The sequence below is a fragment of the Bacillus sp. B15-48 genome, assembly GCF_016879755.1.
In the GTDB taxonomy this organism is placed as follows: Bacteria; Bacillota; Bacilli; order Bacillales; family Cytobacillaceae; genus Mesobacillus_B.
The window spans coordinates 295,612-304,749 of sequence record NZ_WOFU01000005.1 but is presented as its reverse complement, the minus strand read 5'-3'; the positions used below and the strand labels follow the sequence as shown (position 1 = coordinate 304,749).

General features: G+C 37.5%; 9 protein-coding genes. 6 read left to right on the top strand and 3 right to left on the bottom strand.

Going from position 1 to position 9,138, the window contains the following annotated elements; translation table 11 throughout:
• The coding region (locus tag GNT69_RS17620) for a group II intron maturase-specific domain-containing protein (protein WP_275411239.1) at window positions 1-689 on the top strand (689 nt) is incomplete at its 5' end.
• 89 nt (window positions 690-778) lie between these two features.
• On the opposite strand, the gene GNT69_RS17615 is transcribed toward GNT69_RS17620, so the two are convergent.
• A complete protein-coding gene (locus tag GNT69_RS17615; RefSeq protein ID WP_203556286.1) occupies window positions 779-1,372 on the bottom strand; it encodes a YhcN/YlaJ family sporulation lipoprotein in 594 nt (197 codons plus the stop codon).
• Between the two features lie 198 nt (window positions 1,373-1,570).
• Here GNT69_RS17615 and GNT69_RS17610 point away from each other — a divergent pair, with 198 nt between their 5' ends.
• Entirely contained in the window at window positions 1,571-2,908 is a 1,338-nt protein-coding gene (locus tag GNT69_RS17610; RefSeq protein ID WP_203556285.1) for a PhoH family protein, read from the top strand.
• Between the two features lie 23 nt (window positions 2,909-2,931).
• On the opposite strand, the gene GNT69_RS17605 is transcribed toward GNT69_RS17610, so the two are convergent.
• A complete protein-coding gene (locus GNT69_RS17605) occupies window positions 2,932-3,429 on the bottom strand; it encodes a peptidyl-prolyl cis-trans isomerase (RefSeq protein ID WP_203556284.1) in 498 nt (165 codons plus the stop codon).
• Window positions 3,430-3,598: 169 nt separating this feature from the next.
• Here GNT69_RS17605 and GNT69_RS17600 point away from each other — a divergent pair, with 169 nt between their 5' ends.
• Together GNT69_RS17600 and GNT69_RS17595 are read left to right on the top strand one after the other, a co-directional pair.
• The gene (locus GNT69_RS17600; protein WP_203556306.1) at window positions 3,599-3,880 is read left to right on the top strand and encodes an Fpa/YlaN family protein; all 282 of its coding nucleotides are present in this window, start codon (window positions 3,599-3,601) and stop codon (window positions 3,878-3,880) included.
• A gap of 279 nt (window positions 3,881-4,159) precedes the next feature.
• Window positions 4,160-5,347, top strand: coding sequence for an FtsW/RodA/SpoVE family cell cycle protein (locus tag GNT69_RS17595; RefSeq protein WP_203556283.1), 1,188 nt, complete (start codon window positions 4,160-4,162; stop codon window positions 5,345-5,347).
• A gap of 77 nt (window positions 5,348-5,424) precedes the next feature.
• Here GNT69_RS17595 and GNT69_RS17590 read toward each other — a convergent pair whose 3' ends face one another.
• Window positions 5,425-6,390 carry a COX15/CtaA family protein gene (locus GNT69_RS17590; RefSeq protein ID WP_203556282.1) on the bottom strand — a complete coding sequence of 322 codons (966 nt, stop codon included), beginning with the start codon at window positions 6,388-6,390 and terminating at the stop codon, window positions 5,425-5,427.
• Window positions 6,391-6,973: 583 nt separating this feature from the next.
• Between GNT69_RS17590 and cyoE the strand changes: the two genes are divergently transcribed.
• Complete coding sequence (gene cyoE, locus GNT69_RS17585) at window positions 6,974-7,909, top strand: heme o synthase (RefSeq protein ID WP_203556281.1); 936 nt, start codon at window positions 6,974-6,976, stop codon at window positions 7,907-7,909.
• A 145-nt stretch (window positions 7,910-8,054) separates the two neighbouring features.
• Window positions 8,055-9,122 (top strand): cytochrome c oxidase subunit II, encoded by a 1,068-nt coding sequence (gene coxB / locus GNT69_RS17580; RefSeq protein WP_203556280.1) that lies wholly within the window; start codon window positions 8,055-8,057, stop codon window positions 9,120-9,122.
• The last annotated feature ends 16 nt before the right edge of the window (window positions 9,123-9,138 follow it).

Sequence of the window (9,138 nt, the reverse complement as noted above, 5' to 3'; positions counted from 1 at the left end):
GCGGTGTTATCAGCCCATTACTTGCGAACATATACTTGCATCCGTTGGATGAACTTATGACAGAGAGAGGACATCGCATTACAAGATATGCAGATGATTTTGTTATTTGTTGCAAATCACAAAAAGGAGCTGAAAGAGTACTTAAATCAGTTACTCGATTCCTTGAACAAAAACTTGGATTAATCGTACATCCTGAGAAGACTAAGATTATTAATAATATGAATGAATCATTTGTTTTTCTGGGGTATGAATTTAAACAAGCCTTCTGGGTTAAACCCTCTGAGAAATCTATAGAGAAGTTTAAAAGTAAAGTCAAGGAAATAACAAAGCGAAATCAAACGGTAAACATTGAGAAACTGATTAAAGAAATACTCAACCCCTATCTAAGAGGATGGGGAAATTACTTTGGACATTGGCACTCCAAGACACTATTGACTAAGTTTGATAAATGGATTAGGAGAAGATTACGGTCTGTTCAATTAAGAAGCTGGAGGAAAATAAGGAAACTACATAAGGAGTTACGCAGAAGAAAATGGAAAGGGGAACTTCCACAGCTTCGGATGTATGCATGGAGAAGTTCAAAGTGTAAGCCCGTAAACGTGGCCCTTCCAAATAAATGGTTTTATAAAGAGAAGGGTCTTGTTTCTCTTGTAGATATTTACAATGAACATCATCCCCAACGGGGATAATCATGGAGGAGCCGTATGCGATGACCCGCACGTACGGTTCTGTGAGAGGCGCATGAAATTTTCATGCGCCTACTCTATTTCTTTTTGCGTTAATTATTTTTATGATAATTGGATTGACGGTCTTGAGTATTATCCAGTTTTTGTTCTTCATTATTATTTAATTGTTCGTTCGGTTTTTCAGTCGGTTCTTTTGGCTGTGGCTCGAGATTATCTGCAGGAATCATCGGCATAATTCTTCCAGTAATATCAGCAAGTTCACTGATAATCCCTTGCAGAGGCTGTCCATTCCGAAAATCTTCAGTAACTTCGCGTAAACGTGCGGTTAAGTCCGGATCAGCAAGTACGATTGCGTTGGCACCATCTGGATCATGTCTCATACTTTCAGTAACAGAATATTTGATAGAACCGACATCAGATCGATCTAAATCTTCATTCACATCAATACCAACAACCGCAATATTGCCAATTACGATTGCTGTAGCATTTTCGACGTCAGGAATGCTTGCAGCTAGTTGAGCTAGGTATCTTGCCCGGCTTTCACTTGCTTTACGATCGACATCTTCTGCACTTGTATTTTGGACATTAACCCGATCTTCCCTGTCCCCTTGTGCGGCATCTTGATTCGCTCCACATCCAGAAACAATTGCAATACATAACAATAGTGTCAATATATTTTTCATCATGCAACACCCCTATAAAATATCGTTTTTCCCAAAATGTTTGGGAAAGATGGTCTTTAAAAAAATATAAAAAAAGACTTGCTTACAAGGTATTGTGTAAAATAAATTCTATCTTTATACAAGAAATCATATATTTTATCAAAGTCTCCGCTGATGGTGGTTTAGCGGCGCCAGAAAAACAAATAGGTAGGAGGCAAAATTTTGACTAAAATATATGTACTTGATACAAATGTACTGCTTCAGGATCCATATGCTATTTTTTCTTTTCAGGATAATGAAGTCGTCATCCCTGCTGTTGTACTTGAAGAAGTTGATTCAAAGAAACGAAATATGGACGAGATTGGACGAAATGCAAGGCAGGTTTCGAGAATTATTGATGGTCTTAGGGTGACAGGGAAACTCCATGAAAAAATACCTCTTGAAGGCGGCGGAACTTTAAGAATTGAATTGAACCATCGCTCTTTCCATCAACTCCAAGAAGTCTTTATCGAAAAAACGAATGATAATCGAATTCTTGCGGTTGCGAAGAACCTATCCTTAGAAGAGCAAACGAAAGAGGGAGGTCGGCCGGTTATCCTTGTAAGCAAGGATGCGCTCGTAAGGGTGAAAGCTGATGCTATTGGTTTAATTTCCGAGGACTTTCTGAGCGATCGAGTAGTAGAAATAAATCATCTATATTCAGGGTTTGAAGAAGTCTTTGTAGAAACGAAATTTTTAAATCAATTTTATGAAAAAGGAGAATTGAAAATTTCGGATTTTTCTCGGAGAAAATTTTATCCAAACCAATTTATTCTCTTAAAAGATAACCTTGGAAGTTCCTCATCTGCACTTTGTATGGTAGAAAAAAGTAGAGAGTTTATAAAAAAACTGGTGTTTGACAATGAGGGAAAACATATTTGGGGAATTCGAGCAAGGAATGCACAACAAATTATGGCAATCGAACTCCTTTTAAGAGACGATCTGCCACTAGTGACCTTGACGGGAAAAGCAGGGACTGGAAAGACCCTTCTTGCCTTAGCTACTGGGTTATATCAGACAGAAGATCTGGGGCGGTATAAAAAATTACTTGTTGCCCGTCCTATTGTACCTGTTGGTAAGGATTTAGGGTTTTTGCCGGGTGAGAAACAGGAGAAACTACGTCCGTGGATGCAACCAATTTTTGATAATCTTGAGTACTTGTTTAATACAAAAAAGCCAGGAGAATTAGATGCGATTCTTGCGGGAATGGGTTCAATTGAAGTAGAAGCTTTAACCTATATAAGGGGGCGAAGCATTCCGGAACAGTTTATTATCATCGATGAGGCGCAAAATTTAACGAAACACGAAATTAAGACAATTTTAACGCGTGTCGGAGAACACAGTAAAATTGTCTTAATGGGAGACCCAGATCAGATCGACCACCCCTATCTAGATGCTTATAATAACGGGCTTACATATGTGGTCGAAAAATTTAAAGACCAAAAAATCGCTGGTCATGTTCAATTAGTAAAAGGGGAAAGATCTGCCCTAGCTCAATTGGCTGCAGACCTTTTAAAGTAAAGTGGGCAGAATATTTATCCGCTTTACTTTATAATAATCTTTTTGATGTCTTTTATGGGGTGGTCCTGATTGGATCCATCTCCATAATAGGCATAGACAGGCCCATCATCCTTTAAAGGCTTCCCATCTACTGAAAAACGGAGAATTAAATCATAGGCTACCTCAAGGGGCAACTCTAATTCTCCTTTTGTTTGTTTAATAACAATGGTAGTTGCATCTTCATGAATCACTGCATTAAGGAGAAATGGTTTTAATGGAACACCAAAGTTTCCTTCTAATAATTTTTGTTTTTCATATTTTTGTTCGCTTTTTAATGTCGGAGGAAAAACAGCTCCCTCCATGATTTCCCGATCCCAATGTTTTGAGACAGCCTTTGTATATTCTTCAATAACGTCAATGTTTTCTTCTTGCTTGTTGAAATATGTACTCAAATCAACTTTTCGATCATCAAATATCCACACGCTTGGATCGAGAGTGATTTGGTAATTCACCTTCCCTGTAATCGGAATAATGGATTCCATAACTTCCCCCCTAAAATATTACTCTTAATATAAAGTAGTATAACGTTATTTAATTAAAATGTCATTTACTGCCTTAAGTATGTATGGGGATTCTTCTTGCTTTTTGCTATTTTAGAGAGTAGAATTTATAGATAGGATTGATTAATGCTCGGGAACGGGGGGATCAATGTTGGCGTCTGAAATGATAATTAATCATCAAGAAAAAGCCCATGCCTTATTGAAGGCTGACGCTAATAAAATATTAAAGCTTATTAAAGTGCAAATGGATAACTTAACTATGCCGCAGTGTCCTCTCTATGAAGAGGTGTTAGACACGCAAATGTTTGGTTTATCACGGGAAATAGATTTTGCAGTAAGGCTCGGTCTGATTGATGAAGCGGAAGGAAAAAATATTTTAGATGAGCTCGAGAGAGAATTATCTGCCCTTCACGAAGCTTCCACGAGAAAATAAGTTGAATAAAAACTCAAACAGTTCCAGAGAATTGTTTGGGTTTTTTTGGCTAATGGTAGGGAAGTAAATTTATACTTTCCTAACCCATCAAGGCAATAAGGTTTTTCTTTGGGCTTTAGCCCTTAGGAAAATCAATCAGGCTCCGCGTGACTACTCCTCTGTCTTCGCCCTTAGCGGCCTCGCCAATTGGCGAGTTTTCTTATAACTTTTCTTTGCGATGCAGGAAATTCATTCCTTTAATCGAATACATATTACAACATAGAAGATGGGGAAGAGACGATGTTCAAAAAAATATTAAAATCCTATGATTATTCGTTAATCATTGTTGTTGCTCTTTTGTCTTTATTTGGGCTTGTCATGGTCTATAGCTCTAGCCTTGTCACACGCTTTGACGTTCCTAGTGAGTATTTTTATGAGAAACAAAAAATAAACCTTTTGATCGCTGCATTCTGTTTTTTACTTACAGCTTTATTTCCATATAAGGCGATGAAGAGTACAAAATTCCTTTTACCAATGGTTCTTTTGTCTATTATCGGTTTAGGATTAATTTTTTTTATTGGAAAGGTAGCCGGGAATGCATTAAGTTGGATCGAAGTGGGGGCCAGGAGTATTCAACCTGCTGAATTTGTTAAATTAAGTGTAATTATTTATTTGTCGGCAGTTTATGCGAAAAAACAATCGTATATTAACGAATTCAATAAAGGGGTTGTTCCTCCACTAGTTTACTTGGCGATTGTTTGTGTTTTGGTTGCGGTTCAGCCAGATTTCGGAACAGCGGGAATCATCTTCTTAATTGCTGCTACGATTGTAGTCTCATCTGGTATGAATTTAAAAAATATGTTAAAGCTTGTGTTAATTGTCGTAATGCTCATCACTCCTCCAGCTCTTTTTATGACGGATAAAATTTTCTCTGAAGTACGATTAGCTCGGCTAACATCATATAGTGATCCTTTTGCCGATGAGTTGAATACTGGCTACCAACTGGCAAATTCTTATTATGCGATTGGAACTGGTGGATTAACCGGACTAGGGCTAGGACAAAGTGTCCAAAAATTAGGGTACCTTCCTGAAGCGCATACCGACTTCATCATTGCAATTATTTCGGAAGAATTAGGGGTTTTTGGAGTTATTTTTGTGTTAGCATGTCTTGCATATATTGTATTAAGGGGTCTATATATTGCTCTTAAATGTAAAGATCCGTTTGGGAGTTTACTCGCCATTGGTATTTCAAGTATGATCGGTATACAATCATTCGTAAATCTTGGTGGAGCAACGGGAGTGATTCCGTTAACAGGAGTCCCTCTCCCCTTTGTAAGCTACGGCGGTTCTTCGGTATTGCAAATGGCGATTGCAATTGGGATTTTAGTTAATGTCTCGATGTTTGTTCAATATGAAGAGAAGTACAAAACAGGAAAACAAAAAGAGAACGTTACGAATCAATCATCAGAAAGTGGGTTTCGAATATAAACATAAAGCTGCAGTGATTGCCACTGCAGCTTTGATTATATTTTTATCGAAAAAAAACCTCCGAAAAGGAGGTTTTGCTATTGTATTGGTGGCGTGAGTGGCTTTTGTTCCTCTTCAACACTTTGATTTGTTTGAATGTTGGCGTTTTTATTATTTCTCGTTACTAAGAGCACTAAATAACTTAGAACTCCAAATAGACAGGAAATAAAAAAGGCGTGGGCCAAAGCAACGTAAAGATTAAGTCTAGAGAAAATGACAATCGCTCCAGAGATGACTTGTAAGCTTACGAGGATGAAAGAAATAATCCAAGACCAATAGACAACCGTTTGGTGTTTATAATGGCGTATTGCAATCAAAGTAACATAACCAATCCAGATAAAAATGAATCCAGCGGCTGCCCGGTGCCCCATTTGCACCCATTCATATAAATTTCCTGGTAAACTTGGGGCGGAATTGACACATAGTGGCCAATCAGGACAAATAAGACTTGCGTTAGTATGCCTTACAAGTGCTCCTGTATACACAACAATAAAACTGTATATCGTTATGCCTATAATGTGTGCGCTCATCCGCTTATCAATAATGACTTTTTCCGCATCGAATTTTTTATCAACTTCAAAGATGAGCAAGGTTAACAAAAAAACCGCTGCAAAAGAGATAAGGGAAATACCAAAGTGGATGGCGAGAATAAAGTCGTTTTGTCCCCAAACAACAGCTGCTGCACCTATAAGTCCTTGAAGTACGATAAAAAAGAAGGACAAAAAGGCGAGAAATTTTGTTTCGCGGATATGACCAATCGCTTTCCAACTCCAAATTGCTAACACTAGAACCATAATTCCTAATGCACCAGATACAAGGCGATGAGCAAGTTCAATCACTAACTCTGTTGTAATATTTGTTGGAATTAATTCGCCATTACAGAGAGGCCATGAGTTCCCGCATCCCAACCCGGAATCTGTTTTGGTAACTAGTGCCCCACCGAGTAACACAAAAACCATACCAATAGTCGTCAAGACAGCTAACCATTTCAAAGAGCGTTTCAATGAATTCACCTGCTTGTTTTAAAATTCGAAAAGTTGTCATTTAATTTGTTTGCCATGTATAATGGTGACGAATTCTTTTTTAATAGGAATTCTAATCTATCATAGCTGATTTGATAAAAAAAAGACAGAAATCTACATTTCATCCTAATTGATAGTACACAATTACTGGTTTTTATTCAACAGTAAATAAAATTGAAGTTTTTAGGTTGAAAAGATTGAATCCTACGACAAGATTTGGTAGTAATAGAGATGGATATAATTATTTGATTTTTTCAACAAAATTAGTTCGTGTTTTCCATGGTTAATTTTCTTAAAGTATTTGTTGTAAAAATAGGAACAACTCACTAAAATCCCTAAACTTCAATAAATGTTCAAAAAAAATACACAAAAAATACACAAAAAATACACAAAAAAGACGCAAAGTGTGATTTAATATACATCAGGAGTGTTTATTTTTCTACACAAATAATTAACATGTTTTCCAAGTTGTTTATAGTGTAAAATAACCCATTTAGATTTATTGATATATAGCTAGAATTTAGAAATGTGAGAACGAGAAATATTTATATTAGGAGGAGAAGAAATGTCAAGTCCGAAGGTATATAGTCAACCTGTTATGGAAGGCAGTGAACAGGCTCTTGATGCTCCTGAAGAAACTTCAGCACTAAAGGATTTTCTAGCACTTATAAAAATAGGAATTGTTAATTCAAATGCGATTACCACCTTTACAGGACTATGGCTCGCCCTTCATTTTAGCGGAATGCGATTCTTGGACAATCTTCATATCGTCCTGTTGACCTTAATAGGTTCATCGCTTATTATCGCAGGATCATGCAGTTTGAATAATTATATTGACCGCGATATTGATCACTTAATGGAGAGGACGAAGGGCCGTCCGACAGTTACTGGAAGAGTACAGCCTGGAAGAGTGGCTCTTCTCGGGTTTTTGTTGGTAGGGATTGGATCGATTCTATTGTTTATGACAACGATTACTGCAGGAATTATTGGGTTAATAGGAGTCTTTAGTTATGTTGTCTTATATTCAATGTGGTCAAAGCGTTTATATGTTTCTAATACAATTGTCGGGAGTATTTCTGGTGCAGTTCCCCCATTAATTGGCTGGGCTGCTGTTGATGGAAACTTGAGTGTAATGGCATGGGTATTGTTTTTGATTATGTTCTTTTGGCAGCCGCCACATTTTTACGCGTTAGCAATGAGGAGAGTGGAAGAATACCGTGCTGCTGGAATACCAATGCTCCCAGTGGTGAAAGGCTTCAAGAAAACAAAGAGATCAATTATGCTTTGGGTCGTAGCGCTCTTACCGCTTCCATTTTTTCTGCCAGAGCTAGGAGTTCCATTTTTAATTCTTGCTTTAGCACTTAATGTTGGTTGGATTGTACTTGGGATTTATGCTCGTAAATTTAATGATGATATTAAATGGGCAAAATTAATGTTTGTGTACTCATTACAGTATATGACAATTCTTTTTGTTGCTATGGTAATTGTCACATTAATATAGAATCAAGCACCTTTATAGGTGCTTACATATTGATTTACTTTCACTCCATTAGGATATTCTCTTCATGAAGCTGTGAAGGGGATTTATCTATATATTTTTTCAGAATTATTAATGAACTTATACGAAAGAGGGGTTTAAAAAAGCTATGAAAAGGCTAGGGAAATGGCGTTTGCTGGCACTGCTTGCAGTCATCGCATTATTGTCCGGATGTGGTGAACCTTTTCTATCTGCTCTGCAGCCAGCAGGGGAAGTTGCGCAAATGCAATATGACCTGATGGTACTCAGCACATTGATCATGGTAGGGGTAATTGTAATTGTAACAATCATTTTTATCGTTGTAATGGTACGTTTTCGCCGTAAAAGTGACAACGAAATACCGAAGCAAGTTGAAGGAAGTCACACGCTTGAAATCATTTGGACAGTTATTCCAATTCTATTGGTGTTAGTGCTTGCTGTTCCAACCGTTTCAGCAACTTTCAAGCTTGCTGATGTTTCTCCAATGACTGAATTAAACGAAGATGGGAATCCAGATGCACTTGTTGTCAATGTACGTGCAAGCCTTTACTGGTGGGAGTTTGAATATCCAAACGAAGAAATTGTTACCAGCCAAGATTTAGTCGTGCCCACTGATGAAAGAGTTTACTTTAACTTAATTGCATCTGATGTAAAGCACTCATTTTGGATTCCGGCAGCAGGTGGAAAAATGGATACAAATACGGACAATGTAAACCAATTTTGGTTGCATTTCGATGATGATGCAGCTGATAATGCCGGAAGAATTTTCTATGGGAAATGTGCCGAGTTATGTGGACCTTCTCATGCATTAATGGATTTCAAGGTAGTTGCTCTTCCAAGAGCTGAGTTTGACCAATGGGTGGGAAATATGCAAGCTGTAACAGAACCAGTTCAAGCGGAAACAGCTGTGGCTCAAGCTGGTCAAGAAATTTTTAATAGCAGTTGTATAGGGTGCCATGCTGTTACTCCTGCCAATACAACACCTGAACAAGCACGTATAGGTCCGAACTTAACAGATTTCGGGAACCGGACTGTTGTGGCAGGCATTTTAGAAAATAATGAAGAAAATATTAAACAATGGGTAAAAGATCCTGAATCGATTAAACCAGGGAATAAAATGACTGGAACATACAACTTGACAGACGACGAAATTGATTCAGTTACACAGTATTTAATGGGCTTAAAAGTCCAAGAATAAATTGGATGGAACGGAG